The sequence below is a fragment of the Streptomyces sp. NBC_01750 genome, from assembly GCF_035918095.1.
Classification (GTDB): domain Bacteria; phylum Actinomycetota; class Actinomycetes; order Streptomycetales; family Streptomycetaceae; genus Streptomyces.
Window position 1 is genome coordinate 7,783,835 of sequence record NZ_CP109137.1, and the last position, 26,436, is coordinate 7,810,270.

General features: G+C 71.5%; 18 protein-coding genes. 11 read left to right on the forward strand and 7 right to left on the reverse strand.

Features of this window, described 5'->3' with window-relative positions; translation table 11 throughout:
• Position 1 precedes the first annotated feature (1 nt).
• On the reverse strand, positions 2-1,657 hold the full coding sequence (locus OG966_RS35175; protein ID WP_326654112.1) for a hypothetical protein: 1,656 nt from the start codon (positions 1,655-1,657) through the stop codon (positions 2-4).
• 374 nt (positions 1,658-2,031) lie between these two features.
• Between OG966_RS35175 and OG966_RS35180 the strand changes: the two genes are divergently transcribed.
• The 5 genes from OG966_RS35180 (at position 2,032) to OG966_RS35200 (ending at position 12,879) form a co-directional block, all read left to right on the forward strand.
• Complete coding sequence (locus OG966_RS35180; protein WP_326654113.1) at positions 2,032-5,883, forward strand: CHAT domain-containing protein; 3,852 nt, start codon at positions 2,032-2,034, stop codon at positions 5,881-5,883.
• A 1-nt stretch (position 5,884) separates the two neighbouring features.
• Complete coding sequence (locus OG966_RS35185) at positions 5,885-7,771, forward strand: caspase family protein (RefSeq protein WP_326654114.1); 1,887 nt, start codon at positions 5,885-5,887, stop codon at positions 7,769-7,771.
• On the forward strand, positions 7,768-10,422 hold the full coding sequence (locus OG966_RS35190) for a CHAT domain-containing protein (protein WP_326654115.1): 2,655 nt from the start codon (positions 7,768-7,770) through the stop codon (positions 10,420-10,422). The genes OG966_RS35185 and OG966_RS35190 overlap by 4 nt, the downstream gene beginning before the upstream one ends.
• A 263-nt stretch (positions 10,423-10,685) precedes the next feature.
• A complete protein-coding gene (locus OG966_RS35195; RefSeq protein ID WP_326654116.1) occupies positions 10,686-11,414 on the forward strand; it encodes a Crp/Fnr family transcriptional regulator in 729 nt (242 codons plus the stop codon).
• A 43-nt stretch (positions 11,415-11,457) separates the two neighbouring features.
• On the forward strand, positions 11,458-12,879 hold the full coding sequence (locus OG966_RS35200; protein ID WP_326654117.1) for a hypothetical protein: 1,422 nt from the start codon (positions 11,458-11,460) through the stop codon (positions 12,877-12,879).
• A gap of 229 nt (positions 12,880-13,108) precedes the next feature.
• Here the strand turns inward: OG966_RS35200 and OG966_RS35205 are convergent, their stop codons facing one another.
• The 4 genes from OG966_RS35205 to OG966_RS35220 are packed head-to-tail and all read right to left on the reverse strand — an operon-like array spanning position 13,109 to position 18,025.
• Positions 13,109-14,635: an ABC transporter ATP-binding protein gene (locus tag OG966_RS35205; RefSeq protein ID WP_326654118.1), complete on the reverse strand. Its 1,527-nt coding sequence runs from the start codon at positions 14,633-14,635 to the stop codon at positions 13,109-13,111.
• Positions 14,632-15,471, reverse strand: coding sequence for an ABC transporter permease (locus tag OG966_RS35210; protein ID WP_326654119.1), 840 nt, complete (start codon positions 15,469-15,471; stop codon positions 14,632-14,634). Before OG966_RS35210 ends, OG966_RS35205 begins: the two co-directional genes overlap by 4 nt.
• The gene (locus OG966_RS35215) at positions 15,468-16,490 is read right to left on the reverse strand and encodes an ABC transporter permease (protein ID WP_326654120.1); all 1,023 of its coding nucleotides are present in this window, start codon (positions 16,488-16,490) and stop codon (positions 15,468-15,470) included. The genes OG966_RS35210 and OG966_RS35215 overlap by 4 nt, the downstream gene beginning before the upstream one ends.
• Positions 16,475-18,025: an ABC transporter substrate-binding protein gene (locus OG966_RS35220; RefSeq protein WP_326654121.1), complete on the reverse strand. Its 1,551-nt coding sequence runs from the start codon at positions 18,023-18,025 to the stop codon at positions 16,475-16,477. The genes OG966_RS35215 and OG966_RS35220 overlap by 16 nt, the downstream gene beginning before the upstream one ends.
• Before the next feature lie 375 nt (positions 18,026-18,400).
• Here OG966_RS35220 and OG966_RS35225 point away from each other — a divergent pair, with 375 nt between their 5' ends.
• Genes OG966_RS35225 through OG966_RS35245 form a run of 5 tightly spaced genes read left to right on the forward strand, consistent with a single transcriptional unit; the run spans position 18,401 to position 24,290 of the window.
• A complete protein-coding gene (locus OG966_RS35225) occupies positions 18,401-19,396 on the forward strand; it encodes a TauD/TfdA family dioxygenase (RefSeq protein ID WP_326654122.1) in 996 nt (331 codons plus the stop codon).
• Between the two features lie 28 nt (positions 19,397-19,424).
• Positions 19,425-20,447, forward strand: coding sequence for an ornithine cyclodeaminase family protein (locus OG966_RS35230; protein WP_326654123.1), 1,023 nt, complete (start codon positions 19,425-19,427; stop codon positions 20,445-20,447).
• Positions 20,444-21,808, forward strand: coding sequence for a Y4yA family PLP-dependent enzyme (locus OG966_RS35235; protein WP_442806781.1), 1,365 nt, complete (start codon positions 20,444-20,446; stop codon positions 21,806-21,808). The genes OG966_RS35230 and OG966_RS35235 overlap by 4 nt, the downstream gene beginning before the upstream one ends.
• 44 nt (positions 21,809-21,852) lie before the next feature.
• A complete protein-coding gene (locus OG966_RS35240; RefSeq protein WP_326654125.1) occupies positions 21,853-22,881 on the forward strand; it encodes a cysteine synthase family protein in 1,029 nt (342 codons plus the stop codon).
• Positions 22,882-22,886: 5 nt separating this feature from the next.
• Positions 22,887-24,290, forward strand: coding sequence for an MATE family efflux transporter (locus OG966_RS35245; protein WP_326654126.1), 1,404 nt, complete (start codon positions 22,887-22,889; stop codon positions 24,288-24,290).
• 45 nt (positions 24,291-24,335) lie between these two features.
• On the opposite strand, the gene OG966_RS35250 is transcribed toward OG966_RS35245, so the two are convergent.
• Together OG966_RS35250 and OG966_RS35255 are read right to left on the reverse strand one after the other, a co-directional pair.
• Positions 24,336-25,280, reverse strand: a complete 945-nt coding sequence (locus OG966_RS35250; protein WP_326654128.1) for a M56 family metallopeptidase — start codon at positions 25,278-25,280, stop codon at positions 24,336-24,338.
• Positions 25,277-25,648: a BlaI/MecI/CopY family transcriptional regulator gene (locus OG966_RS35255; RefSeq protein ID WP_326654129.1), complete on the reverse strand. Its 372-nt coding sequence runs from the start codon at positions 25,646-25,648 to the stop codon at positions 25,277-25,279. The genes OG966_RS35250 and OG966_RS35255 overlap by 4 nt, the downstream gene beginning before the upstream one ends.
• A 114-nt stretch (positions 25,649-25,762) precedes the next feature.
• Here OG966_RS35255 and OG966_RS35260 point away from each other — a divergent pair, with 114 nt between their 5' ends.
• The gene (locus tag OG966_RS35260) at positions 25,763-26,431 is read left to right on the forward strand and encodes a DedA family protein (protein WP_326654130.1); all 669 of its coding nucleotides are present in this window, start codon (positions 25,763-25,765) and stop codon (positions 26,429-26,431) included.
• The last annotated feature ends 5 nt before the right edge of the window (positions 26,432-26,436 follow it).

Below are 26,436 nucleotides of genomic sequence, written 5' to 3' on the forward strand. Positions count from 1 at the left end.
CTCATCGGCCCCCCTCGCCGGCCACCCGCGCGCTCCGGGGATCGTCGGCGGGTTCGGGGTGGGCCGACTTCCGTTCGGAGCCCGGTCCCTGCCCGGCGGGTGGACGGAGTCCGGGCAGGGGCAGGCTCAGCGTCGGCGTTGAGGGCCGGCCGGGCGGCCCCGCGGCCAGGGTGTCCGCGAGGGACCGGAGAGCGCCGTGCAACTTCTCGACCGTTTCCAGCAGCCGGGTGTGCGCCCGGGTCTGGCCGTTCTGCTGGGTGAGCGTGGCTTCGCGCAGTTCCGCGATGCGCGCCGCCAGTTCGGTGGTGACGGTGCGCACTTCCTCGCGCAGGGAGACGGCCAGGGCCGCGACCGCGAGGTCGTACGCGGTGCCGATGCGTTCGGCGCCCTCCGCGGCCGCGCGTTCGAGGGCGGCCGGCAGGACCGCCAGTGTGCGGTCGAGACCGCCGAGTGTCGCGGTCAGAACCTGGGCCGACTCGGCTGTCGAGCCGCGCACGGCGGTGAGGGCGCCGGTCACCTCCTGCACGGCCTGGCGCATCCACTCCGCCGTGCGGCCGGCCGCCGCGGTCTCCCGTTCCCGTGCCTCGCGCGCGGCCTGGTCGATCCGGTCGGCCGTCAGCTGCCCGGCGCCGCCTATCCGTTCCGCGGCGAGCCGGCCGGCGCGGTCCACGCCTTCCGCCATGGCGGTGCCCGACTTGGCCAGCTCGTCGGTCAGCAGCCGAGTACCGGCCGCCACCTCGCCGGCCGCCTGTGTGGCGGAGTGGACGGACTCCCGTACGTCCGATGTTCCCGCCCGCAGCTCCGCCACGGCCGACTCCAGGGCCTTGACGGCGGCGAGGTGCTGCTCCGTGGCCGTACCGGCCTCGCTGAGGAGGTCGTGTGCGCGTTCCTGGACATCGGCCGTCTGGAGCAGCAGGGCCCGCAATCCCGCGGCCGCGCCCTGGAGTTCCTGGGCGAAGAGGGCGGGGGAGGAGTGCGCGGCTCGTGCGGCCAGCGCCTCGACTTGGGCGAGTGCCCCCGACAGGCGTGGGACGATCAGCCGCCGTTCCGTCTCCTCCGCCACGTCCCTGAGGCGGCTCAGCACGGTGGTGCCCATCAGCGCCAGCAGGGCGACGACGGTGTAGACGATCATCATGTCAAAGTGCAGGACGGGCCAGAGATGGCCGTCGAAGCCCTGCTGCCACAGGGTGAGGAACGACTCGGACGGGCCGGCTCCGGCGCCCGTGCCTCCGCCGGAGTCCCGCATCCGCTGGTATGCGTACGCGGCAGCCCCCAGCCCTGCCCAGGTGACCAGCAGCGGGGTGAAGACGAGTACCGAGGGCAGCGCATGGAGGAGCCGCCGTGCTCGGCCGGACTCCGTGGCGGTTGGCGAGGTCACGGCGGTGAGCGCGTCCGGTCCGCAGTACGCGGCGACCAGTCCGCCGCCCGCCCACATGCGCAGTTCGTCCTCGCTGCCGCTGCTCACCGCGTCCGCGAGACGGCGCAGCGCATCGCCGTGCACCGCGCAGAGCGGGTGGCCGGCCAGATCGCGCAACTCGGCCGCGAGGCGCTTGGGTTCGTGGTGTGTGGGGCCCGCTGTGAAGTGCCCGGCGACCGTGGTGGTGCCATGGCCGCGAGCGCGGGCCGACGGCCCGCGCCATTGTTCCAGCCAACCCATGGTGCTCCCCCCGCCGGGCCTTGACCGGGTCTGAAATATGCCATCGGTCGGCGGGGGACAACCAGTCGTATTGCGGAATTGGTAGTGGGGATCTGCGATATCCAGGGTGGCAAGGAATCGTGTGGCGGCCGACGTCTCATGTGGCACAGATGTACGCAGCTCGGCAGGTGGTTCGGGCGATGTCAGGTCTCTATTTGCTTTGCCTGCGAATTGATTCTGAACGTGTCGTTCAATGACCGATTGAGTGATCGGAATTGTTAGGGGCGGTCTGTGGAATCCGCGGGCATGGCCCATTCCGCGTATCTGCCGCTACGGTCGGCGACCTGGCGTTCCGTCTGACGCGGAATGCGGGGGGTGAGGGGGAGGGGTAAGCCATGGCCAAAACCGGGCCGGGTATCGCGGCGGGAGATGGCGGGAACGGTGATGCCGTCGGACGGCTGACCGCTCTGCTGCTCATCGAGCAGCGGGGAACCGATCCCTTCGTTCGTCGGCCCGCCGAGGTGGCCCCCCAGGACGACGAGCCGTTGGGCACATGGCTCGCGGCGGCGGCCGCACTCGCGGGCGGCGAACCCAAGCGGGCTCTGGCCCTCCTGGAGGAACCGACCCCGGGCGGCTCAGGAGGGACCGCCCCGCCCCGGGCTCACGATCACGTGCGGCCGTCACAGCGGTCGCCGCTCTCGCGGGCCTTGCGGACCGCCGCTGTCGCCATGGACTGCAATTGGCAGCCCGGCACCTCGTTGGTGCCCCTGCGGCCCGAGGCGGAGGCCGCGCGGTTCAGGGCCGCGCAGGGAATCGAGGAAGGGACGACCGCGGTCACCGACCCGCGGCTGCGGCTCTGCGCGCACCTCGCGGGACGGCTCGCTCCGGTCCTGCTCTCCTCCCGTATGACGCTCGGACACGCCGCGCGGGCGGCCGACGCCCAGGCGCGAGCGGTTCAGTACGGAATGCGCGTCCGCCGGACGGACCGGGATCTCTCGGCCGGCACCCTGGAACCGCTGAAGTGGTTCGACGGCCTGTACGAGGAGATCGCCGCCACCGGCCACGCGGATGCCGTGGCCTGTCATTTGCTGCTCGCCGCGGACCTCCGCGTCCGGGCCGGCGACCGGGAGGCGGCCGCACCACTGCTGCAGCACGCGGGGCACAGCGCCCTGAGCCCCGCGACCGCCGGCTTCGCCGCGCTTCTCTCCGGCGACTGGTGTCTGGGAACGCCGGGTACGGCGGAACAGTGCGCCGCCGTACCGGAGCCGCCGGACCCAAGAACGCTGTCCCTGGCTGCCGGGCACTACGAGCGGGCCGGCGCGGCGTACCAGGAGGCGGAATCGCTGCGCGGCCGGGCCGCGGTGCTGCTGCGCCTCGCACACATCCATCGCCTCCGGGACGACCTGGATGAATGCCGCAGAACCGTCGTCCGCGCACGGGAGCTGGCGGTCGCGGCGGGTGACGGAGCGTACGCCGCGCTACTCGGTGTCCATCAGGAGCTCGACCTCATCGCGGCCGGCGCCGAGTCCGGGGCGCACACGGATCCGGGGGCGGAGGCCGGGACCGTCGAGTCCGTCGTGAGCTGGGCGAGTACGGCGGGGAGCACGTCCTGGCTGCGCGGCCTGCGGCAACTCGTCCTGGAGCGAGCCGAGTTCTGGGGTGCGCACGGGGACGTCGTCCGGAGCAGGCGGGCCGCACTGCTGGCTCACCGCCTGACCCCGGAGCCGGACGGCACCGCCGAGGGCACGGCGGCGGCCCCGGTGGCGGGCACCTACCTGCGGGCCCGGCACCGGCTGGCCGGCATCGTCCTGACCGACCTGGAGCAGAAGGACCGTCTCGCACGGCTCCGGCGCGGCACCGAACGGGGCGCGCCGCCCGAACTGGCGGACTGCCTCGGCGTCATCCACTGCGCCAAGATCTTCCACGACCAGGCGTCCGCCCTGCGGGACCCCGACATGATGGCCGCCTCGCGATCCCGTATCGAGTTCGCGATCGACGTGGGAACCCGCTTCCCGGCGGGCGTCGAATCGGTGGGGACGATCCTCGAAGTGCTCCGCTCCGACCTCGCGTCCTGCCCGGCCCAGGAGACCTTCTTCCGGTCCCGCCGCTCCCGTTCGGCAGGTCTGGAGGAAGAGGCCGACCGCCTCGCCCGGCAGGCCCTGGGGGAGGCCGGGCGGATCCCGGACGAGATGATCCGGCGCGTCCTGCGCTGTGCCGTTCACGTCGATCTGCGCGAATGGGGCAGGGCAAGGGCCGAGATGGAGGCGGTCGAGCCGAAGCTCTCCGCCATCCAGGCCGCCGGACTGTGGCTGCGTCTGCGCCGGCCCGAACGCGCCGCGCCTCATGTGCCGTTCATCGGTGCAGGGGGCCCGGACCAGGACCACCCCTGGGAACGGCCGGGGATTCATGCCGACCTCGCCCTGGCGCGGGGTGCGTACGGCCAGGCCGCCGGCCACGCCGTGCTGGGACTCGACGCCTACGAGGAACATCACGTCAGGCTGGCCCGCGACGCGCTGCGCGCCTCCTTCGCCGACGACCAAGTGGTGGCAGGCCTGCAGCACACCGCTGTGCTCTCCCTCCTCTCACTCGGCGGCCCGGCCGCGCCCGCCGCCGCCTTCGACCGGGCCGAGCGGAGCCGCGCCGGCTTCCTCGGCGCCGTCCACGCCCTCGACGCCGCGGGCACGGACCGGGCCGCCCGCGCGGCCGTCAGGAACTGGCTGGCAGCGGAGGTGCGCTGGTCCGCGGAGTTCGAGGAACACGCGGCCACCATCCGCAGCCGGCCGGTCCCGCCGGGCCCGGCCGGCGCGTCCGACCGAGGCGGCGGACGGCCCGCCGCCGGTGCGACGGCACCCGTGGGCGCGCGACGCCAGGCCGGGGCCGCGGGAAGCGGGCCGGAGGCGGTCGCGGAAGACGAGGAGGCGGTCGCGGAAGACGAGGCGCTCGGGAAACCCGGTGCGTGGACGCACGGGGCCGGCGGGACGGAAGAGGAAGTGCGGCGGGGGCGCATCGAGACGGCGGAGCGGGCGCTGGATGTCGCCGAGGCGGAGGTACGGAGGCTGGTTCCGGCCGCGCTCACCGCGTCCGGCGGCAGCGCGCTTCCGGACGCCGCCGCCGTGGCCGCGGCACTGCCTCCCGACACGCTGCTCCTCGCCTACCACCTGTTCGACGACGCCCTCGTCGCCTGGGCGATGACCCGGGAGAAGCTGCTCGCCGAGCGCCACACACGGTGGGCCCACGCCCTGGTGGCAGCCGCGCGACGCTTCCACGACTGGTGTTCCACGGCGGGCGGGAGCGCCGGCGAAGCCGACGGCCGGGAGCTGGCCGAGCTGCTGCTGCGGCCCTTCGCCGTTCAACTCCAGCACTACCGGCGGGTGATCGTGGTTCCCCCGGCCGCGCTCTCGCTGCTGCCCTTCCACGTCCTGCCCTGGAACGGTGATGCACTCGGTGCCACCCACGAGATGTCGTACCTTCCCGCGGCCTCGCTCCTCACCCGGCGTCGGCACCAGGCGCCGGAGGGGCCCTGGTCGGAGCTCGGCGCTCTCCTGGTGGGCGCCCCGGCCTGCCACCCCCGGCACGGGCTTCGGGAGCTGCCGGGCACCGCCGCCGAAACCGCCGAGATCGCCCGGCTGTTGCCCCGTCACCGACTGCTGACCGGGGCCGACGCCACCCGTGCCAACGTGCTGGACGCGGCGCCCGGCTGCGAGGTGCTGCATCTCGCCGCGCACGGTCTGGTGGACGAACTGGCCCCGAACCGCAGCCGGCTGCCGCTCGCCGGGGACGACCACCTCGGCCTCGCCGACCTGCTGGCCGCCGCTCATGAGCCGCGGCTGCTGGTGCTGTCCGCCTGCGACACCGGGCGCGGCAGTGCCACCGCGGGCGGCGATGTCCTCGGGCTGACCCGGGCCGCCCTGATCACCGGGGCGCGGCATGCCGTGGTCTCGCTCTGGCCGGTCCGGGACAGCACGGGCTGTCTGGTCGTCACCAAGGCATACCGGCACCTCGTACAGGACCCGGCAGCATCCGTCGGGGGGGCGCTGGCCCGCGCACAGCGGGAGGTGCGCGACCTGTCCGGCGCCGAAAGGGACGAGGAGTTCCGGGCGCTGACCGACCGGGCCGGAGTCCCGCCGGGGCCTGCGTCCCGCGCCCGGTCCTGGGCCGCAGCCCGGGACAGCGAACCGCTGCGCAATCCGGACGCAGACGACCGGCACCCGTACCACTGGGCGCCCTTCATCCATGTGGGGGTATGAGATGACGTTGCGAGCGGTGCTGATCGGCGCCCAGACCTATGGGCTGACCGGGGTGCACGCCGATGTGCGGCTGATGCACGAAGTGCTGCGGAAACACGGTTTCACGGACATCGTGACCCGCACGAAAGAGCTGGCCCGTTACGCGGGTATCAAGGAGGCCCTGAGCCGGCTCCGGGCCGCCACCAGGCCGGGCGACGGCGTGGTCGTGTACTACTCCGGGCACGGCGCACTGCTGGGCGAACTGCAGTACCTGGTGCCCGTCGACATGGCCGACAGCACTCCCACCGACTTCCGCGGCTATCTGGCCGAGGAGCTCACCGCCGCCGTCCGTACCCTCACCGATGTCACCCCCAATGTCACCGTCATCCTCGACTGCTGTCACTCCGGCGGCGCGGTACGGGAGGCGGCGCAGGAGTCCGGCCGGTGGGCGCTGAAGTCGGTGGAGCTGCCCCGGGTCGCCCGGGGCGCCGGGCTCGAGCGCGCGGCCGCTCTCTCCCGGCCGGGCGACCCGCTGGTCCCGGATGTCGTACGGCTGACGGCATGCCAGCAGCACGACTCGGCGTACGAGGCCGAACTCCGCCCCGGAGCCGGGCGGCAGGGCGTGTTCACCGCGGCCCTGGCCAAGGTGCTCGATCCACGACGGCACCCACGTGTGCCCTGGTCGGTGCTGGTCGCACACGCCCGCGACCGCATCAAACAACAGCAGGTACGGCAGTGGCCCGACGCCGGAGGACCTTCGGGGCGGCTGCCGTTCTCCCTGGAGGAGCCCTCCGAGCCCGAACGGCTCCCGCTGGTGCGTCGGGACGGCCGGTTCGTCGTTCCCGGCGGCGCCGTCTTCGGGCTCGGCCTCGAGGACAGCGTCAGCATGATGTTCCCCGGCGGTCACGAAAAGGACGCCGGCCACGAGTTCTCCGTACCGGCGACCGTGGACGCGATGAAGGCGGGGGACGCGCTGCTGCGTACGACGCCGTCCGCCGCTTCCCCGTCCCTGGCGGGCGACCTGCGCACGGCGGCGCTTCCGCCCGGCGCGTACGCGCTCGTGGTGCGGGTCCACGACCGCCGGAATGTGCTCATAGACGCCCGGGCCCCCTTCGCCGAGGCGCTGCGCAAGGAACTCGCCCGCTGCCCACGGCTGGCCGAGACCGACGACGAGCGGGATGCCTTCGCCACCGTGCGCGCGACGCAGCCCGGGAGGTGTGAAGTGTTGAACGCGGAGGGGCATCCCTTCCGGAAGCCCGCCGGTACCGCGCACTCGGATCCGGCCCGGCTGACCGCCCTGCTGGAGGAGCTGGCCCGGGGCGAACGCGTACGAAGCCTGCGCGATCCGGAGGGCGCCGGCCGTCTGGACGCCGGTCTGGAGGTGCGGTTCGAGGCCGAGCATCCGGCCGGGAGCGGCGACTGGCGGATGCTGCGCCCGGTGGGCGAGCGGCTGTACGGCGGTGACAGCTACCGCGTCACGGTGGCCAACCTCTCCGGTGTGCCCCTGTACTTCTGGGTGATCGGGGTCGGGCTGAGCGGCCGCACCGCCCTGGTGACCAACGACCAGCCCAGCGGTTACCGGCTCGAACCCTACGGGGACGAGCACCGAAGCACCCGCACCACGGCCTCCGTCAGGATTTACTGGCCCTCCGACGTGCCCGCGCAGGGTCCGCGGCCGGAGACCGTGCATCTCCTCGTCGGCGACCGCCCGATGGACCTCAGGGGCCTGGCCTCGCGGGAGGCCCCCTCCCGGTCCGCGTGCACGACCGATCCTGCCCTGGGCGCGCTGCTGCAGGAGCTCTGGTACGGCGTACGGGACCAACTGCTGGACGTGGGCGAGGAGTTCCACTACCGCGTGTGGACCGTGCACGCGGACGCGCTGCCGCAGTCGCGGGAGTCCGAGGCGTGAGACAGCTGCTTTCGATGGTCCGTATGAGGAAGGCGGACCGCATGGCCGAGGAGCGCCGCTGGGCGGAGGCGTACACGCTGTACCGCGAGGCCGCCGTCAATTTCTCGGACCGGCTGCTCTCCGCCGCCTGCTGGCAGGACGCCGCGGCCGCCGCCGGACAGCTCGCCCGCTACTCCGACGAGGCCGAATGCAGCAGGTTCAGCCTCTCCCTCCTGCACGGCATGAAGCGCAACACCCCTCTGGTGCGCAGAACCAGGATCAGGGCACTGCTCGCTCTGGCCGAGGCGCTCTACCGCACCGGTGACCTCACCGGTGGTGAGCACGTCGTGCGGCAGGTCTTCGAGCTGGTTGCCCAGAACGACTCCGACTTCACCGCGGACTGCTTCCACCGGCTCGGACAGTGCCAGCTGCTCCAGGGAGAGATCGGAGGCGCCCTCACGGCCTTCGCCCGTGCCGCCGAGACGGCACGGACCTCCGGGACCGGGCTGGAGCTCGCCCAGGAGCTGTTGAGCCTCGGAATCACCGCCAACACGGTGGGCGACGGCGCGACCGCCCGGGACTGCGCCGCCGAGGCCGAGCGGCTGGCCCGGGCATCCTCCGAGGCCGATCGCATACGGCTGCTTGCCTCCTCCCTCAGACTTCAGGGACTTGTGCTGCGACGCGAGCGCCGCCTTCAAGAGGCGGTGTCGAAGGGTCGCGAGGCACTCTCCCTGATGTCGGGCGCAGCTCAGCAGCACGATCCCGGGCTCGCGCAGATTCGCGAGGGACTCGCCATCTCCCTGGTCTTCTGCGGTGAGCCGACGCAGATGTCGGAGGCGGTGGAGCTGCTGACCCGCACTCACACAGAGGCCGCCGAGCGCGGCGACGCCATCGTCATGACCTCAGGCGCCGTCAATCTCGCCAATGCCCATGCGGTGATGGATGCCATGGACGAGGCGCTCGCCTGGGCGGAACGAGCTGTGCACACGGCGCGCGGCGGCCAGGGGCCGAGCTTCGTCGCCGTCGCGCTGCTGACGCTGGGGACCGTACTTCACGTACGGGGCGAGCATGCCGACGCCGAGGGCCACCTGCTGGAGGCGGTGACGCTGTGGGAGCGGGTGCGGGCCACCACCCGCAGCGAGAGGGAGCACATCGACCTGCTCGGAGAACAGGCCCAGGTGTACCGGGCCCTCCAGCGCTGCCGGGTCGCACGTCACGACACCGACGGCGCGCTGGAGGCCGCGGAGCGGGTCCGCGGCCTTCTGCTCGAACAGCGTCTTCTGGTAACAAGATCCTCCAGGGCCGACACCACCGCGCAGGCCCCGGCATCGCCGGGAGCACGGACGGCACAGCAGCTGTCCGAACTGGCCACGCGGCACAACACGGTCACTCTGGTCTACAGCCTGCTCGGGCCCGCCCGCCCCAGCGTGACAAGCGGCGCCACCACCGCCTATGTCTGGGTCATCTCCCCAAGTGGCACACGGCGGCACCACGAAGTCGACCTCTCCGGCACCGGCTCGGCGATGCCGGGCGCCGTGTCCGCCGACGGGGCTCCTGCCGACGAGATTCTCACCGACTCGCCCGATGCCCGCGGGATCCCCTTCGGCCAGGTCGCCGGCGGCGGCGAACGGGCTCCGGCGGCGGAAGCTCCGGAGTCCCGGCTTCTGCGGGCACTGTCCCAGGGAGCCGCGGTCCCGGCCGCCGGACGGGACAGCCGCCCGCTCGCCGACCCCGACCGGAGCTACATCACCGACGCGGACCTGCGCCTGCTCGCCGATACCCTTCTGCGGCCCGTCGAGGAAGACCTGCGAGCGGCCGGGACGCGGCGGCTGGTGGTCGTGCCCGACGGATCTCTCCACTACGTGCCGTTCAACGCGCTGCCGCTGAAGGACAACACACCTCTGGTGGACCGGTACACCGTCGCCATGGCGCCCTCCGTCCGTCTGCAGCCCACGGGCAGGCAGGGCACCGTGCCCGTCACGGTCGCCCCGTCCGAGGCGCTCGTTGTCGGCAACCCCGACCCGCCCACGGAACCTCTGCTGCCGGGGCTGTCCACACCCGTGCTGCCCGCCCTGCCCGCCGCCGAACGGGAGGCCCGGGCCATCGCCGAGCTGTACGACGCCCCCGCGCTGCTCGGCGCGCGGGCCACCCGGCAAGCCGTCCTCGACCGGCTGCCGTACGCCCGGTTCGCGCACTTCGCGACGCACGCCCTTCCCGGCGAGGACACCCTGCGGATCCCGGGCGCGCTCTGCCTCTCGCCGAGCGCCCCGGCGGACCCCGCCGGCGCGGAGGACAGCGGCGCCGGCGGTCCGTACCTGCGGGCGGACGACATCCAGCCGCTCGACCTGTCGGGCTGTCACCTCGTCGTGCTCAGCGCCTGCCGGACCGGCTGGGGCCGGCTCTCGCCGGAAGGCAACCTCGGCCTGGCCAGGACCTTTCTGGCAGGAGGCGTGGACTGTGCGGTGGTATCCCTGTGGCCCGTCGACGACACGGCCACGGCCCGCCTGATGACCGCCTTCCACCAGCACCTCGCGGCGGGAGCGACCACCGGGGAAGCGCTGCGCCATGCCGTACGGGAGACCAGGCGCCGTCACACGCGGCCGGTGGACTGGGCGGGGTTCACCCTGCTGGGCTCCCCGGATGTGCGGCTGGCTCGGGAGCCGAGGTCCTGAACTCCGCCAGTAGCGCGGCCCGCGGTGCGAGCTAGGGGACTACGGGGACCCGGTCGGCCGCCGACGGCCTGGGTCCCCGTGCCGTCCCCCGTGCCGACAGCATGCACCGACCGCGGTGTCGCCCACTCCGCAGCGGTGCGGAATTCCGAAGGCCGCCAGCCACAACTCTCCTGTGGGAAAAGGGGTGTTCACCATGTCTCAACGGCTACGATCGGTTTGCCGTAAGTGCCGGAGAAGTCCGAGAGGCCCGGGGGGTGGCCGTGATGCCGGAGAAGTACGCGGAAGGCGCGGGCTCCGCCGACCGATGGCCGCACGGCACCCTCCTGGCGGAGCTGGCCGGCTCCCCGGAGGCCGCGAAGACCTTGCTCTCGCTGGGGACTCCACGCCTGTACGAACCGGGCGAGATCCTGCTGGCCGAAGGGCTGCACGAGACCTTCGTCCTGTTGCTGCTGAGCGGTGTCACCAAGGTCACCGCGGTCACGGAGAACGGCGACATCGCACTGCTGGCCGTCCGGCTCGGCGGTGATCTGGTGGGAGAGTTCGCAGCCTTCGACAACCGCCCCAGGTCGGCCACGGTCACCGCCGCGAGCGCGGTGGCCGCCCGCCGCATCGGGCAACAGGACTTCCTCGGCTGCCTCGACCGCTGGCCCGCCACCGCCCTCGCGGTCAGCCGGATGCTGGTGCGCAAGAACCGGTGGTCGGTGCGGCGCCGGGGCGACTTCAGCGGCTGTCCGGTGGCGACCCGGGTCGCCCGGGTGCTCGTCGACCTGGTCGAGGACTACGGGCAGCCCTCGCGCGGCCACGTCCTGATCGGGCCGCGGCTCACCCAGGCGGAGATCGCCGGACTGGTCGGCGCCAAGGAACGCCGCGTGCACCACGTGCTCGGGGCACTGGCCGGGCAAGGAGTCATCCGGGTCGGCTACAGCCGGGTGACCGTCCTGTCCCCGGCCGGACTGCACCACGCCGCCCGTCTGACGGAGCCGGGCGACTGACAAGAGGTGCTCACCGCACAGAAAATGATGGGGAGTCAGGAACGTGGGGGACGAGCGTACGGAGTACGAGGAACAGGACGGCGTGGAGGCTGTCACCCCGGATCACGACCACCAGGCCCACGACCACCAGGCCCATGACGACGTGCTGGCGACCACGGATCTGTTCGCCGTCGACGGTGCGGTGTCCAAGGGGGGGCAACCCGTCCACGACCGGATCGGCGGTGCTTCCCTGGGGCGCCCTCTCGGCTATGCCCTTCCGGGGGCGGACCTCCCCGGGGCGACAGACGACGGCGCCGCGGCAGCCGCCGCGCACCGTGACATCCTGCTCTGCTTCCCATTCGACCTGGAGGAACTGCCGGACGGACGCGGCTACCAGCAGGTGACCGTCGCCGTCCGGCTCGATGGCGCAACGCACGCTCTCGCCCTGCATCCGGCCCCTGGTACCACCGGTGCCGACGGCACGGAGGTTGCCGCGTTCGGACTCGGCAGCAGCAGGCTCCGCTGGACCTTCCGGGCCCCGGGACGCAGCGGCGCGCTCCGCCCCGACGGCCGCTGGGCACAGGCCGTCGTACGCCTGCCGAGAACCGCGGCCGAGGTGTCCGGCCGGTTGAGCCTGACCACGGTCACCGTGCAGCCCATGCTCGGCGGGACCTTTCTGCGCAGGGAGGCGGAAACCCCGTACGACACACCGTTCCGGCTCCAGGTGGCCGAGATCTGGCCGGCCGCCACCCCGCCGGCGCGACTCGGGGCCCTCCCCGGCGCCTGGGCGCTCTCCGCATACGAGGACGGCGCCTCTGCGGACGGCGAGGAGGGCCCGGACAGCGAGGAACTGCCGCCTGGCCTGCGGCGGCTCTGCCTCGCCGTCGACATCGAGAAGTACAGCGCGCGTGACAACGCGGACATGGTCCGGTTGCAGCGCGTCCTGCTGCGAACCCTGCGCGCCGCCTGCGAGCAGGCGGGCATCGAGTGGCGGCGCTGCGGCCGGCAGGCCCAGGGCGACGGCTATCTGCTCGTGCTGGAGCCCGGCATCGACGAGACACGGGTCGTGCCGGGGCTCCTGGACGGCCTGGCCGCGGGCCTGGCCGTGGCCAATACGCCGGCCATCGCCCAGGGCAGGACGAAACCCGGTGGGCGTGCCGCGGACGTGCGGGCCCCCGGCAGAATCCGTATGCGAGCCAGCCTGCACCAGGGCATCGTCCATGAGGCGGACAGCGGCTACGCGGGCTCCGCCGTGGTTGCCCTCTTCCGCGTCCTCGACTCCGCTCCCGTACGCAGTGCACTCGCCGAAACCCACTCCACCCACCTGGTGGTCGCGTTCTCCGACGCGCTGTACCAGGATCTGGTCGCCACCGGTTACGAAGGCCTGCCGGCCACCGGATTTCGGCGCGTGGAGATTCATGTCGAGGCCAAGAGCTTCACCGGCGTGGCGTGGATCCGCGCGATGCACCCCTCACCCGGAGGATGACCGACGCGGGAAAGCGATGTTGCCCGCCGGAACTGTGGGCGTACGTACATACGGCCGGCCCGGCGGTCGGCTTCCGTGTGTCCTCGGGTGCCCGGCGCGGGGGGCCGACTCGGCTGGCGGTCCTGACCACGGCCACCACGGTCTCGACCGGCCTGCCGTGGCGAAAGTGCAGTACACATGGAGACCGCGCCACACCGGGCGGGCTTGAGACCGGTCGGTCGTCGGTTCCTCAGGTCGGCTGGACCGTGCCGGCCATCAAGGAGGCCGTCACCGCGTGCGCCGGGGACGTGAATATCTGCTGGGTGGGGCCCGATTCGACGGCCCGGCCGGCGGACAGGACGAGGAGGGTGTCGGTACGGCTCGCGACGAGACGCAGGTCGTGGCTGATCAGCACCAGCGCGAGGCCGCGACTGTCCTGTAGGCCCTCGAGCAGGTCCATGATCGCACCGGCGGTGGGTGCGTCGAGGGCAGAGGTCACTTCGTCGCAGACCAGTACATCGGGGTCCGCCGCCAGTGCTCTGGCTATGGAGGCGCGTTGGCGCTGGCCACCGGAGAGTTCGTGCGGGTAGCGGTCCGCGAAGTTTGCCGGGAGGCCGACATGGTCCAGGAGTTCCAGGACGCGGGCCGGGACCTGCTCGCGGTCGGCGCGCCGGTGCAGGCGCAGCGGGCGGCCGATCGCCGCGCCGACCGTACGGCTCGGGTTGAGGGTGCCCAGCGGATCCTGCGGTACGAGTTGGACGCGTCGGCGCTGTTCGCGGGTACGGCCGTGGGCCGAGGGGGTGAGGCGTACTCCGTCGAGAGTGACCGTGCCGCCGCTGGGGCGGTGGAGTCCGACGATGGCGCGCACCAGGGTCGTCTTCCCCGAGCCGGAGGCACCGACGATGCCCGTGCTGGATCCGGCGACAACGGCGAGGTCGACGTCATGAAGGACGGGGACACGGCGCCCGCGTTGCACGAAGTCCGCGTGCAGTCCGGACACTTCGAGGGTCGGACCGCCTTCGGGAAGGCGCCGGTCGACCGTGCGCGGGGCGGGTGGCGGTGCGGTCGCGCCTCGGGTCAGATCCACGACGTCGTCCGCGAACCGGGCGACCAGGTCCGCGTCGTGGCAGGACAGTGCGACGGCGAGCTGGTGATCGACCGCCAGATGCCGCAGGAGTTCCGCGATCTCGTCGCGCAGCGCCGGGTCGAGGCCGGCGGTGGGTTCGTCGAGGAGCAGTACGGCCGGATGGCGGGCCAGTGCCCTGGCCAGAGCCACGCGCCGCTGCTGGCCACCGGAGAGCTCTTTGGAGCGACGTCCCACGAAGCCGTTGTCCGTGGGCAGCTGGACCTCGGCGAGCAGGGCACGCACTGCTTCAGGGCTGCGGTCCACGGCGACTTCGCCGAGGAGGCGGCGTATCTTCATCCGGGGGTTGAGGCCGGAGCCCGGGTCCTGTCCGAGGTAGGCGAGGCGGTGGCGGCGCAGCGCGCGCAGCTCTGCTGAGCCCAGCGACAGCACGTCCTGGCCGAGGACCTCGACACCACCGGCTGTTCGCCGCGCGCCCGGCGGCAGGACACCGGCCACGGCCCGGAGCAGCGTGGTCTTGCCGCAGCCGGAGGGGCCGGTGAGCGCGGTGACGCGCCCGGGGCGGACCTCCAGGCTGCCGCCCTCCAGCAGAAGGCGGCCGTCCTGGGCGGTGACGGTCAGATCCGTGACGCTCACCGCTGCTTCGGCGGAGGGGACTTGGCCCTCGGGGTACCAGTGGGGCATGTGGTTCACAGCGCGGTCACCGCTTTCCGGCCGGTCTGCGGGACGAGTGCCGAGGCCGCCAGGTTGACGCTCATGGCCAGGAGGCCGATGGCGATGCTGGGAGCCAGCACGGCCCATGGGTTGAGGACGATCCCACCCGCGTTCTCACGGATCATCAGCGCCCAGTCGGCGGCGGGTGGTTGGGGGCCTACCTGCAGGAATCCCGCGGTCGCCACGACATAGACGGCGGCGACGAAGCGCAGCCCGAAGAGTGCCAGCAAGGTGGCGCGCAGGTTGGGCAGGACTTCGCGCACCACGAGATGCCACAGCCGCTCGCCACCGACCGCGGACGCCTCGACGTAGCCCGAGGCGGCGACAGGCGCCGCCGCGCCGGCGACGAGCCGCACGGCATAGGGCACGCCCATGACGACGGCGGCGGCGATCACGGCGAACCGGCCGCCGCCCGGCCAGGACAGGGCGACCAGGAGGATGCCCAGCACGGCGGGCAGCAGCATGAGGACGTCGGCGGAACGCTCGACGATCCGCCCGACGGCCGGACGCAGGGCCCCGACCGCGCCGAGCAGAGCGGCCACCCCGGTGACGAGGACGGCTACGAGGAGGGAGGTGGCAATGAGTTCACGACCTCCGGCGAGAAGTCGGGTGAGCACATCCCGTCCGAGCTGGTCGCCCCCGAGGGGTGTTCCTCCGCCCGGTTCGGCGTACGGAGCGGTGACCGGGGTGTCGATGGTGTGCGGGGCCAGCCAGGGTCCGGCGACGGCGAGGGCGATGAGCAGGAACGCGGGCAGGATGCGCAGGGCGACGGCTTGTCGTGGGCGGTGGCGTACAGCCCGTTCGGGGACGGTCATATGCGGCCTCCGGAAGCCCAGGCCCGTACGAGATCGGCGAGCAGGAGTACGCCGGTGATGACGGCCCCTGTGACGGCGACGACGCCTGCGACGACCGGACTGTCCCGGTCGGTGACGGCCCCTGCCAGCACCGAGCCGATACCCGGGTAGTTGAAGATGGTCTCCACCACGACGGCACCGCCCAGCAGCATGCCGGTCGAGGTGGCGATGCCCGCCGCGATGGTGGGCGTCGCCCCGGGCAGCAGATGGTGAATGAGGACGCGGTGCCGCGGCAGTCCGTCGATCACCGCGGTCTCCACATGCGGTGCCTTGGCCTCGTCGGCAAGGGCGGCGCGCACGATGCGGGTGTTCCAGCCGATCTGCGGGATCGACAGGGCCAGTACGGGCAGAACGAGCATCTGCCAGGAGGCGGGCGAGCCGTCGGCATCGGTGAGAGTGACGGCGGGGAGCCAGTCGGTCCACAGCGCGAAGACCAGGACGAGGGCGACGGCGACGACGAATTCGGGCAGCGCGAGGACGCCGGTGGCCGTGGCCGAGACGGCGCGGTCGGCTTTACCGCCGGGCTTGAGTGCCGCCCAGCAGCCCAGTGCGAGCGAGACGGCGAGAGTCGTCAGCAGGGCAAGACCGCCGAGGAGAAGGGTGTTGGGGAAGGGGCGGGACAGCAGGTCGGCGACGGACTCGCCGCGGGCGGAGGTGCCGAGATCGCCGACGGGCAGGCCGGTCATCCAGTCGGTGAAGCGGGTGAGGACGGGGCGGTCGAGACCGAGCAGCTCGCGTCGCTGTGCGAGATCGGTCGCGCTCTCGCCGCGTTCCGAGGTCGCGTTGGCCGCGTCGCCGGGCAGCAGTTCGACGGCGGCGAAAACGGTGGCGAGCAGTACGGCGAGCAGCAGCGCCCGGCGGGCGAGCAGGCCGCCCAGCCGGAGGACCCAGGACAGCACGGGCCGGGTCGGCCGGAGGTCTTCTCCTGCGGCCGACCCGGTCGGGGACTGCGTCGCCGGACTGCTCAGCGAGCCAGCCATGCCCGCTCGAGCTGCACGCGTCCGTAGCCGGGCAGCGTGGGCAGGCCGCGCACCGCGGTTGCGGCCAGGTCGATGCCGTCGGCCACACCCCACAACAGGTAGCCGGACGCGTCGTGTTCGATCTGCTGAAGGCCGCGCAGCACCTTGGCGCGTGCGGCCGCGTCCTTGGTACCGATGGTCTTGCGGTACGCCGCGTCGAACGCGGTGTTCTTCCAGCCGGCTTCGTTCTGGCCGGAGTCGGAGACCATCGTCTTGCTGGCCAGGAAGACCACGGAGTCGTTGGTGCCCCAGTACGTCGTGTAGAGGTCGCCCTTGAGCCAGGTCTTGTCCCAGAACGTGGCGGACTCCTGCTTGACCACCTCGATCTTCACACCGGCCTCGCGGACCTGGGTGGCGAACAGGGTCGCGGACTCGGCGAGGCCGGAGATGTCCTCGGTGGTCAGCAGCTTGTACGTCTTGGAGGTGTCGAAGCCCGCCTCCTTGAGCAGTGATTTGGCCTTGGCGAGGTCACGGACGCGCTGGGGTATGTCCTTTGCGTAGGCGGGGTCGCCGGTGCCGAGGATGTCGTTGCCGACGGTGCCGTAACCGGACAGCACCTGCTTGACCATGGCCTCACGGTCCACGGCCAGCCGCAGCGCCTCGCGCACCTTCGGGTCCGCGAACGGGCCGGACGCGGTGCGCATGACGATCGGCATCGCCATGTCGTTGGGGCGCCGGACGATCTGGATGTCTTTGCGCCTCGCGGCCGTACGGGCAGCGACCGCACCGACGTTGGAGGCGACATCGATCTGCCCGGCGAGCAGGGCGTTGGCCATAGCCTGCGGGGATTCGAAGATCTTGACCTCGATGGCGTCGAGGAGAACCTCACCGCCGTGCCAGTCCTCGTTGCGTACGAGACGGGCATTGCCGGAGCGGAACCACTCCAGCTTGAACGGGCCTGTGCCGGGTGCCTTCTCGATCTCCTTGTCCTTGGTGTCCTTCTTGAGCACGAAGGTCGTCAGACGGGTGAGCAGGGGCAGTTCGGCGTTGGCGTAGTCGGAGACCAGGACGACGGTGGCCGGGCCATCGGCCTTGATGTTCTCGGCCTTGATACCGGGCAGCCGGGAGGCGCCGGAAGGAGTGCCGCGCAGCCGGCGCAGCGACCAGACGACGTCTTCGGCGGTGACCGGAGCGCCGTCGTGGAACTTCGCGCCCTTGGCGATGGTGAAGCGCCAGGTCTTGAGATCGTCCGACGCCTGCCAGCCGGAGGCGAGCCGGGGGGCGGTGTTGGTCTTGGCGCCCGGGGTGGTGAGGGTGTCGTGGACCAGCGAGATGATCAGGTAGTCGCTCTCGTTGGCCTGTGTGCCGTGCGGGTCCCTGGTGATGGCCGAAGCGCGGCCGAGCGCGCCGACCCGGAGGGTGCCGCCCTTCTTCGGCTTGGTGCCCGCGGCGTTGGCCTTGGCCGAGGTGTCTCCGTCCCCTGAGCAAGCGGCAAGCAGTGCCGCCGCGCCTATCGCTCCGCCGGCCCACAACACCTGACGCCTGTTGAAGTCCACGTACGTCCTCGATCCACGATCAGAGTCATTAGGATGTCCTTAGGTTTGCCTATCCTAATGACAATCGCTTCCGCAAGTCCCCGGGCTGCTGGTGGACACATGAGCGAATAGTGCAGCGCGTATTGCGTGGGGCGAACTGCTCGGCGTGGGCCATGACTTGAGAGATTGTCGGACCGGGCACAGTGGAGTAAGGTTTGGCTTACCTAAGTAATATGAAAGCGTTCGAGTCGCCGACAACCCCCAGCCCTTCAGTCGCTGTACAAGCGGCTTCTCAGGCCTGCCCGTTACGCAACCGCGGCGCCGGTTGCGGGTGACGCCAGGTGTCGCAGCAGGCTCGACCATCCCTGCCATCCGACGGAAACGGACTACTTCGCCATGAGCACGGCAGCCGCACCTGTCCGCCAGCTCGACGCCCACGCAGTGGGCGAACTCCGCCAGGCCGCAGAGAAAATACTTGCCGAATTCGGCACATCTGCCACATCTCCCCAGCTCCTTGAGCGGGTTGCGCAGAGCGCCGACGAGTTCAGCGACGCCCTTCGCCACCACTGCCGCCCCGTCGACACCGCCGACGGACTGTTCGTCCTGCGGGGCCTCGATGTCGACGACGAAGTGGTCGGTCGTACGCCCTCGGGCTGGGCCACCGCCGGCGACAGCGGGGCGGTCTACGACATCGCGCTGCTGCTGCTCGCCACCGTGATGGGCAACCCCATCGCCTGGGAGGGCCAGCAGGACGGCCGGTTCGTCCACAACATCGTTCCCTCGCCCGGGCACGAGACCGCACAGACCGGCGCCAGCAGCACGGTGCTCCTCAGCCCCCACACCGAGGACGCCTTCCACCCCGGCCGTGCGCATCTGCTGATGCTCGGCTGCATGCGCAATCACGACAACATCGCCACCACCGCCGCCAGCATCCGCAGGACCCGCCTCGCGGACGAGGACTTCGACATCCTGACGCGGCCCGCGCTGCCGATCCTCCCCGACGACGCCTACGCCGAAGCACAGGGCTACGCCGACCAGGCGCCTCCCGCGGTGCCCACCCTGTTCGCGACCGAGGAGGGCGTGACACTGCGCTTCGACCCGGCTTACACGCCGGTGGAAGACGCCGACGAGACCTACCGGGCTGCCTACCGGCGCCTGGAGGCCGAACTCGCCCGCGTATCGGTCGCGGTCAGCCTCAGTCCGGGCGAGGTTCTCGTTGTCGACAACGACCTCGTGGTCCACGGCCGGGTGCCCTTCCAGGCCCGCTACGACGGAACCGACCGGTGGCTCAAGCGGGCCTCCATCCGTGTCCCCGGGCGGCGCAGCCGCCCTCTGGCCGAAGCCGATGAGCACGGCTACGGCCAGGCCGCCCTAGAAGCGCACGTCGGCTGAACACCCGCCCACGGACCGGAGGAATACCATGACCGACACCTCGCCCGCCGCCGGCGCCCCCGTATCCGGGGATGACAAGCACCTGCGGATCCTTTCGACCACCGACCTGGCCGGGATCGACATATCCCTGGCCGACGTGGTCGCCACCGTGGAGGACGCCTACCGCACCCTCCACGCCGGTCAGTCCGACAACCCCCGGAAGCTGACCGTCAAGCCGCGGGACGGGCACTCGGTCTCGTACGCGATGCTGGGCCGGGACGGCTCCCGCAACGTCGTCGCGATCAAGACCTCCTACAAGCACGGCCTGGACAAGGGCCGCGAGGAACAGCACTACTACACGTCGCTCACCCTCTACGACGATGTCACCGGCCTGCCGGTGGCGATGATGGACTGCTCCCGTATCGGCTCTCTGCGCACCCCGGCCGTGTCCGCGCTGCTGGCCCGCGAATGCGCGGCCCCCGGCGCCCGCAGTGCGCTGGTCATCGGCACCGGGACTCAGGGCCGCCTTGCTCTGCCGTTCCTGCTCACCACGCTCCCGGAACTCGACCGGCTGATGCTGTTCGGCTCCCACGCCGAGGGCATCACAGCGGTCCGCGAGCAGCTGCACACATACTTCCCGGAGCGGGAGTTGGAGATCGTCACCGATCTGCGGGCCGCGGCCGCGGACGCCGACGTCATCGTCGCCACGGCCGGAGGGCACACATCTGCCGCCGTCGAGGCGGGCTGGCTGGGGCCCGGCGCGCTGTCCATCCTGGTCGGCCACGGTCTCGCCCCCTCGACCCTCCACCAGGCCGACCGGGTCATCGCCACGAGCGAGGCGCAGATGAACGTCACCGGTACCGACATGGCCGATGCCGACGGCAAACTCCCGGCAGTCGACAGCGAGTTCCCGCCCGTGATCGCGGGAGTCGTGGCAGGCCGCCACTCGGCCGAGGAGCGGATCTTCGCCTACAACAGCGGCCTGGTCGTCACCGATATCGCCCTCGGTCACCGCTTCGCGCAGCTCGCGCTGGCTCAGGGCCTGGGCACCGAGGTACCGCTGTGGCAGTGAGCGACACCGGTCTGCCCACCCTCCCCGCGCTGCCGGACACCGCCACCGACGCGGTTCTGGCCAGTGGGCTCGTCGAGGAACTCTCGTACGCCTTCGGCGGCCCCTTCCACTTCCTGCTGCCCGACGCCTTCGACACCAATCTGGTAGCGATGCGGGCCGCCTTGGCGGAAGCGGGCGCCGACGGTGTCGTGTACTACGCGAAGAAGGCCAACAAGGCCGCGGTGTGGATCGAACGGTGCGCGGCCGGCGGCGCGGGCGTCGATGTGGCATCCCTCGGTGAGTTGCGTGAGGCCCTGGGACACGGTGTGCGCGGGGAGAACATCGTGGTCACCGGCCCGGCCAAGGGGCAGGACCTGCTGACCCTGGCGGTGCAGCAGGGGGCGCTGATCGCCGTTGACGCGCTCGACGAACTCGAGAACCTCATCTCGGCCGCTCTGGCCGGCAGGGTGCGCCCGGCCCGGCTGCTCCTGCGTTGTCTGCCGCCGGCTCAGCCGCACAGCCGCTTCGGCATGAACGACGCCGAACTGGCCATCGCCATGGACCGCTGCGTGCGTGCGGGCGATGCCGTACGCATGGAGGGGTTCAGCTTCCATCTGTCCGGCTATGCCATCCAGCCGCGCGCCGACCTCGCCGGACACCTGGTCGAACTGTGTCTCAAGGCCCGCGTCCTGGGCCTGGAGGCGAGCCGGATCAGCATCGGCGGGGGCCTGGCGGTCAGCTACACGGACGCCGACGCCTGGCACACCTTCCTCGGCGAACAGAACAGTGGCCACTACCACGCGGGCAAGTCGTTCAGCACCGGCGACTTCTATCCGTATCACTCGCCGGCCGCCGGAGCCGGGGCGCTGCGAGCGCTGCTCGCCGCGCGGCCCGAGGGACACGGCGAGAGCCTCGCCGAGCTGCTGAGGGAAGCCGGTGTCGTCGTGCTGATGGAGCCCGGCCGGGCTCTGCTCGACCGGGCGGGCGCGACCGTGTTCCGGATCCAGGGTGTCAAGGACCGCGACGGCTATCAGCTCCTGACCGTCGACGGCACCAGCCTGAGCCTGTCCGAGCAGTGGTTCAACAGCGAGTACCTGCCCGACCCGTACCTGCTCTCCCGGAGCCCGGACGCGTCAACGGGCACGTACCCCGCCGCTGTCGGAGCCGCGACCTGCCTCGAGTCGGACATGCTCACCTGGCGGAAGATCCCTTTCCCCCGACAGCCGCGCACCGGCGACCTGCTGGTCTACCCCAACACGGCCGGATACCAGATGGACTCCAACGAGTCGCCCTTCCACGACCTGGCCCTTCCGCCGAAGGTCGTCATCGACCACACCGAGCGCCCGCGCCCGCGCTGGCGGCTGGACCGTCACTTCGGCTGACCCTGAGCCGTCTCACCACCGACCCCCCCTCACAGGAGCATTCGATGCCCGGAGCACTTCAGCGCCCCGCCGTGGTCTCCCGCGTGTCCGACCTCATCGGCTACACCCCGCTGCTCGAACTGGCCGCCACAGAGACCGGCAGCCGTCTGCTGCTGAAGCTGGAGATGTTCAACCCCACCGGCACCGCGAAGATCCGCATGGCCCGCCAGATGGTCACCGATGCCGAGGACCGGGGCGAGCTGCGGCCCGGCGGCCGCATCATCGAGTCCACTTCGGGCAACACCGGCCTCGGACTCGCCGTCATCGCCGCCGAACGCGGCTACACCTTCACGGCCGTGGTCGACCACCACGCCTGCACCGACAAGCTGCGCGGCATGAAGGCCCTGGGTACCGAACTCGTCTACGTCGTCGACGACGGCACCGAAGAGCTGGCCACCGCTGCCCGCGAAGAGCTGGCCGAGGACATGGCCCGGGGGCAGGACAACACCATCTTCACCGAGCAGCACAACAACCCCAGCAACGGCGTCGGCTACTTCCCCGTCGCCCATGAACTGAACGAGGCCCTCGACGGACGTATCGATGTCCTGATCGGCGCGGTCGGTACCGGCGGGGCCCTGTGCGGCACCAGCCGCGAACTGCGCAAGCTCATACCCGACTTCTCCACCATCGGGGTCGAGCCCAAGGGGTCGATCGCGTTCGGCGGCCCGGCCCACGACTACTACCAGTCCGGCACCGGCACCCCCGAGGGCGCCGAGATCGGCGCGCTGGTCGACTTCGGCCTCATCGACGAGGGTGTCAAGGTCGGCGACGTCGAAGCGTTCGCCACCTGCCGCGCCGTCGCCCGCACCGGACTCCTCATCGGCGGCTCCGGAGGCGGTGTCGTCCACGAGGCTCTGACCCGACTGTCCTCACTTCCCCCTGGCACGACTATGGTCGCGCTCGTGAACGACGGCGGCGAGAAGTACATGGACACCGTCTTCAACGACGAGTGGATGCACGCCCGCGACCTCCTCGATCCCGCAGCGGAACGGGAAATCGACGAGCTCCTCACCAAACTCCGCAGGAACCGATAACCCCCATGCTGACCACTCTGCTCCGCGACAGCCGCGCGCTGGCCACCCTCGCCGTACCGCTCATCCTCACCCAGCTCGCGCAGGTCGCCCTGACCACCACCGACACCGTGATGATGGGCATGCTCGGCACCCGGGAACTGGCGGCCGGTGGCCTGGCCATCGTCATCTTCAACCAGCTGCGCACCATGGGCGTCGGCCTGGTCACTTCCGTCGGCAACCAGATAGCCGCCGCCGCTGCCCGCGCCGAGCAGGCCGTGGCCACCGCTGGAAAGGACGCAGACGACGGCGGGGCAGCCGGCGAGGAGGTCCGGGCGATCGTCCGCGCGAGCCTGGCGGTGGCCACTCTCGCCGGTATCGCCGGAGCGATCCTCATGATCCTCATCGGCCCCGCCCTGACCTGGCTCGGGCAGGACTCCGCCGTCGTCGAACGCACCCGGACCATGCTGATGGCCCTGGCTCCCGGTCTGCTGCCCTGCCTGTGGTTCCAGGCCATCCGCCAGTTCACGGTCGGCATGCGGCGCCCCCAGGCCCTGCTGCAGATCACCATCGCGTCCATCGCCGTCAACGCGGGCCTGAACTGGGTCCTCATCCACGGCACATGGGGGCTGCCGCGTCTCGGCCTGACCGGTATCGGCATCGCGACCTCCACCGTTTACCTCCTGTCCTTCCTCGCTCTGTACATTTCGGCGAAGAGGGACAGCGAGCTGGCGCCGCTGCTCACTCTGAACGTGGCCAAGGCCGACCGGGCCACCGTCAGGCGGCTCATCAGTCTCGGCGTGCCGATCGCGGCCACATACGGCTCGGAGGCGGGGTTCTTCTCCATCACCGCGCTGATGGCCGGATCCTTCGGGCCCGCCGCGCTGGCCGCGCACACCGCCGTGAACCAGCTCGTCTACATCGTCTTCCAGGTAGCCGTCGGCCTCTCCCACGCCGCATCCATCAATGTCAGCCGCGAATTCGCCCTCGGCCGCCACGACGACGCACGCCGCATCAAGAACACCGCACTCGCCTGCGCCGGCGCCGTCATGACCGTCGTCGGCATCGCCTACCTGGCGGTGCCCGAACTCGTCCTGCGGCCCTTCCTCGACTCCGGCTCCGACCAGGCACTCACCATCGCCACCCAGCTGCTCATGGTCACCGCCCTCCTGCAGTTCTTCGACTGCGCGCAGAACATCGGCGTCGGGCTCCTGCGCGGTCTCGACGACACCAAAAGCGGATTCCGTATCACCCTCATCGGCTACTGGGCCGTGGGGCTCCCGGCGTCGTGGCTCCTCGCCTACCCCCTGGGCGTCGACACTCTCGGCATCTGGCTCGGCCTGCTCACCGGCCTGGCCACCACCGCAGTACTCCTGCTGCGCCGGTACAACCAAGCACTGGGCAGCCGCAGGAGTGAGCCGGTCCCGGCCTGAGCGAACCCGCAGGGCCGCCGACGAGCCCACACCCCGTGCGGGGATTCAGTCCCGGGGGCTTTCGCCCTGGGCGATTTCGATGCCGGCGTGCAGGTCGTCGGCGGCTTCCAGCGCGGCAGCGGCCGAGAGCACAAGGCACGCCAGCAGCGCAGCGGCAATGACGTGGCTGGTCCTTCGCCGACCGCGCGTCGGCGCACCGCTGCTCAGCAGGGCGGCCACGCGGCGTGGGACGGGGCCCGTCGTGGCAGCCAGTGCGAAGCCGGGGCGTCCCGCGCCGGGTGACCGGGTGGCGCGGGCAGCCAGGGCGGCTCTGCCGACGGCCCGGGCTGCGAGGTGGCGGTCGCCGACGGCCCGGGCCGCGGTTTCGTCGGCGCTGCGCTCCAGCGCGTAGCTGAGGGGCTCACGCAGGGCGCGCAGCCCGGGATGGCACAGGCCCGCCAGCTCCACCACGGTGAGGAAGCGGTGGTGACGGCCGGTCAGGTGGGCGCGCTCGTGGGCGAAGAGAGCCTCCCGTTCGGCGGCGGAAAGAGCGCGCAGCATGCCGGAGGTCACCACCACCTTGCCGGGGCGCCCGGGCAGCGCGTACGCGTCCGGGCTGTCGTCCTTCAGTACGACCAGTTCACCGTCCGCGCCGGCTGCCAGCCGCCTCGCCTGACGCAGTTGGGCGCCGCGCCGGTGCAGCCGGCGCGCCAGCACTGCGGCGCACCACAGCAGGAGGACCGCGGCCACCATCGCCACGGCCACGACCGCGTCGGGTGAGCCCGTCGAGAGGGGCGTGAGAAGTTCACCGATAGCGGCGACGGCGTGCACGTGGGTGGCGCCGGGGACGACGAGCAGGGCGAGAGCGGCCGTACTGCTCACGGCAAGACCCGCCGCGGTGAGGGTGAGCAGCCAGGCCGACTGCCGCGGGGGCAGGCAGGAGACGAGTCGTCGGCCCGCGGGGCCCGCGAGGAACGGCACGAGCAGCGGCACCCACACCATGTAGATCATGCGGCGCCCCCATCCAGGAGGGAGCGCAGCAGCTGTTCGTCGTCGTCGCTGAGCTGGGAGACAAAGCGCGTCAGTACGGCGCTTCGGTCGTCGTCCTTGGCCAGCTCCGAATGCATTCGCCGGGCCGTCAGGCCGGCGGCATCCGCGGTCGGCGTGTAGGCGTATCCGCGACCGGAGCGGATACGGGTCACGGTGCCCTTCTCGTAGAGGCGGGAAAGGATCGTCGTGACGGTGGTCCGCGCGAGTGACGTGCCCAGCGCGCTCTGCACCTGGGCAGGGGTCAGCGGGCCTTCGGCGGCCCACAGGGCCGCCAGCACACCGGATTCCAGTTCTCCGGCGGGTCGCCGATCCGTGTTCTTGTCACTCATGGGAACGATCCTCCCCCATCATTCGTCTACAGTGAAGTAGACCGTCTACATTGCTGTAGTCAATCGGGCCGTCGCCACGACCGGCCCTGCCCACCATTATGGGAGCAGCCCACCATGGCCGTATCCGTCCTCGTGGCAGTGCCGCAGGCCGTGAACCTCCTCGACGCGGGATCACTGCTGTCCGCGTTCGGCGCTCTCGGTATCGCGGCCGTCCTCTTCGCCGAGACCGGACTGCTGGTCGGCTTCTTCCTGCCGGGGGACTCCCTGCTCTTCACCGCGGGCCTGCTGTGCGTGCCCGATGGGCAGGGCCCGGTGCACCTCTCGCTTCCCCAGGTCCTCATCGCCGCTGCCGTCGGAGCCCTGCTGGGAGCCCAGGCCGGCTACTGGATCGGCCGCCGCGGCGGCAGGACGCTGCTGGCCCGCAGCCGCAGTCGCAAACTCCACGACGGCGCGGAGCGGGCCGAGGGCCTGCTGAACCGCTACGGGTATGCCAAGGCGATCGTGCTGGCCCGCTTCGTTCCTGTGGTGCGCACGGTGCTGAATCCGCTGGCCGGAGCCTTGAACGTGCCCGCCCGTCTGTTCACACTCTGGCAGGTCGTCGGCGGCCTCATCTGGACCGTCGGTCTCGTGCTCGCCGGATACGCGCTGGGTTCCTCGGTCGCCGGCGTCGACCGCTATCTGTTGCCCATCGTGGGCCTGGTCGTGATGATCTCCCTCCTCCCGCTGGCCGTGGAAGCGCTGCGCGGCCGTTCCCGCCGTACATCCGAGGGCGGTTCGCGCTGATGCCG

Excerpts from the sequence above, each read along its gene's own strand:
- OG966_RS35175 (WP_326654112.1), bottom strand. The coding sequence starts at position 1,657 with ATGGGTTGGCTGGAACAATGGCGCGGGCCGTCGGCCCGCGCTCGCGGC.
- OG966_RS35180 (WP_326654113.1), top strand. The coding sequence starts at position 2,032 with ATGGCCAAAACCGGGCCGGGTATCGCGGCGGGAGATGGCGGGAACGGT.
- OG966_RS35185 (WP_326654114.1), top strand. The coding sequence starts at position 5,885 with ATGACGTTGCGAGCGGTGCTGATCGGCGCCCAGACCTATGGGCTGACC.
- OG966_RS35195 (WP_326654116.1), top strand. The coding sequence starts at position 10,686 with ATGCCGGAGAAGTACGCGGAAGGCGCGGGCTCCGCCGACCGATGGCCG.
- OG966_RS35210 (WP_326654119.1), bottom strand. The coding sequence starts at position 15,471 with ATGACCGTCCCCGAACGGGCTGTACGCCACCGCCCACGACAAGCCGTC.
- OG966_RS35215 (WP_326654120.1), bottom strand. The coding sequence starts at position 16,490 with ATGGCTGGCTCGCTGAGCAGTCCGGCGACGCAGTCCCCGACCGGGTCG.
- OG966_RS35225 (WP_326654122.1), top strand. The coding sequence starts at position 18,401 with ATGAGCACGGCAGCCGCACCTGTCCGCCAGCTCGACGCCCACGCAGTG.
- OG966_RS35230 (WP_326654123.1), top strand. The coding sequence starts at position 19,425 with ATGACCGACACCTCGCCCGCCGCCGGCGCCCCCGTATCCGGGGATGAC.
- OG966_RS35240 (WP_326654125.1), top strand. The coding sequence starts at position 21,853 with ATGCCCGGAGCACTTCAGCGCCCCGCCGTGGTCTCCCGCGTGTCCGAC.
- OG966_RS35245 (WP_326654126.1), top strand. The coding sequence starts at position 22,887 with ATGCTGACCACTCTGCTCCGCGACAGCCGCGCGCTGGCCACCCTCGCC.
- OG966_RS35250 (WP_326654128.1), bottom strand. The coding sequence starts at position 25,280 with ATGATCTACATGGTGTGGGTGCCGCTGCTCGTGCCGTTCCTCGCGGGC.
- OG966_RS35255 (WP_326654129.1), bottom strand. The coding sequence starts at position 25,648 with ATGAGTGACAAGAACACGGATCGGCGACCCGCCGGAGAACTGGAATCC.
- OG966_RS35260 (WP_326654130.1), top strand. The coding sequence starts at position 25,763 with ATGGCCGTATCCGTCCTCGTGGCAGTGCCGCAGGCCGTGAACCTCCTC.